This window comes from Corallococcus sp. CA049B (assembly GCF_003611685.1).
Taxonomy (GTDB): domain Bacteria; phylum Myxococcota; class Myxococcia; order Myxococcales; family Myxococcaceae; genus Corallococcus; species Corallococcus coralloides.
The window spans coordinates 1-1,766 of the sequence record NZ_RAWC01000431.1; the positions used below are offsets into that span (position 1 = coordinate 1).

The following is a 1,766-nucleotide window of genomic DNA, read 5'->3' on the forward strand; positions in this document are numbered from 1 at the left end:
GACTGAAGGAAGCGGCTCGGATAGATCCGCCCTCGCTTCGCCGGGCCCGAGGGCAGTTCCTGGCGCAGCACCGGATATCGGGGAGTGGCTCAGCCTGGTAGAGCACTTGGTTCGGGACCAAGGGGTCGCAGGTTCAAATCCTGTCTCCCCGACCAAACGACGAAGCGGGCTGGAGGCCGAAAGGTCTCCAGCCCGTTTTCGTTTCTGGGCTCGTCCTTGGCGACCTGCCCAGGTGCCAGCCTCAGCCTTTTCGCTGTGTGGAGTAGCCTGAGGGGAAGTTCCCGTCGGCGGGTTGTTTGCCAGGGACGAACACGCTGGCTACTGTGCGGAAAGTGGTGCTGTCAGGCACCCGCCGCCCACGCTGGCAGAGCCGTATCGGCACTGACCTTGAGACGACGCTCCTTCCTTCGGGCGCCGCCTGTCATGAGTGGGCCATGGCTGTGAGGCGCTCTTCTCAGGGAAGAAGCTGCCATGCCGAACCGTGTCTATACCGCAGCAGATATTGAATCGTTCAAGCGCGAGGCAAAGAAGATTCGCAAGCGGGAGAAGATCACCCACGTGCGTGCGCTCGACCGTATCGCCGAGCGCGAGGGCTATCCAAGTTGGTGGCACCTGCAGAAGTCGAGCGCATCGCCGAGCGGTGCCGATGCTGTGCTCAACAGCCCTGACGCTGCGCCTACGCTGGTTCGCTTCACGGTAGATCCAAAGGACGCCGAGAGTTTTGACGAGGAGCGCCTCGCAGAGAGAGGCATTGTTGAAGACTTCGACTTCGGTGACTTCCTTGCGGAGCAGGAGGAGGAGCCCTGGGAGTTCTCCACTTGGGAGCAGACGTTTCGCTTCACCGATTGGACGTCGAAGAGCCCCGAAGAGATCGTCGAAAAGGTTCGTGAGACATTCTTCTTCCCACCACGTCGCCTGTGGATTGGAGGGAAGGAGTTTGACATCGAGGCCTACTCGGCTTCGGACCTCTTTATGCTCAAGGGCTGAGGGATTGACATGACTACCGACCCACTCATGGTCCCGTCTTGTCCTCGGTGTACCTCTCGAAGAGGCTCTAATGAGATTCTCGACTGGTGCACAATCTGTGGCGAAGTTTTGTGTGCACGCTGCGTGAAGCGGGGTTGCTGTGGAATGACTCCCGCACCGTCAGGCCAACTTGAGGAGGTGCGACGCTCCGAATCAACTTCCCAGGGCCAGCCAACACGAAGCTCAACCGTGGCCCCGCAGGAACACGCGCTCGTGGAGCGCTATTCGCCCGCCAAGGACGCAGTCCGGTGCTGCTCCAGTGCTCGACGACAGTCCTGCGCCTGCGCTGAATTGTGGTCATGCCCAGAGCACGGTAAGCACCACTTTGGCATCCATGATTAACGAGAGTGACATGCTAACCGGCTGGTAAATCTAGAGGTCCCAGCCGGTGCTGGAACAGGCGGTGATCGTCAAGGTAGTTGTCGCGTGAAAGGGTTCAGCCGATGCGCTTTCGTTCCTGCACTTCCGGTGAGGGATTGAGGCGCACGAGGCCCGCGGGCGTCCAGTCGCGGGTGTTGTGGCTCCAGCGCTCAGGGTGACGGGCGCGAGCGCGCTGGTACACGTGGTGGCGCTGGGCGAGCAGCGCGGCGTCGAGGCCGAAGTGCTTGGCTTCCGGCGTGACGAAGCGAATAGCGGAGTGCCGGTGCTCAGTGTTGTACCAGCCCACGAAACGCGCCACCCACCCCCTTCGCGTCCTGGCTGGAGGCGAAGGAGCGGTGGGGGGCGGTGGGGGAAGGAGG

At 61.7% G+C, this 1,766-nt stretch carries 1 protein-coding gene, 1 tRNA gene and 1 pseudogene; 2 read left to right on the plus strand and 1 reads right to left on the minus strand.

Annotated elements, in window-relative coordinates; all coding sequences use genetic code 11:
- The first annotated feature begins 78 nt into the window (after positions 1-78).
- Together D7W82_RS39475 and D7W82_RS39480 are read left to right on the plus strand one after the other, a co-directional pair.
- Positions 79-155: transfer RNA gene (locus D7W82_RS39475), tRNA-Pro, on the plus strand.
- Between the two features lie 316 nt (positions 156-471).
- Complete coding sequence (locus D7W82_RS39480; protein ID WP_120623160.1) at positions 472-987, plus strand: hypothetical protein; 516 nt, start codon at positions 472-474, stop codon at positions 985-987.
- Between the two features lie 475 nt (positions 988-1,462).
- Here D7W82_RS39480 and D7W82_RS39490 read toward each other — a convergent pair.
- Positions 1,463-1,766: pseudogene (locus D7W82_RS39490) on the minus strand (IS3 family transposase); the annotation flags it as partial.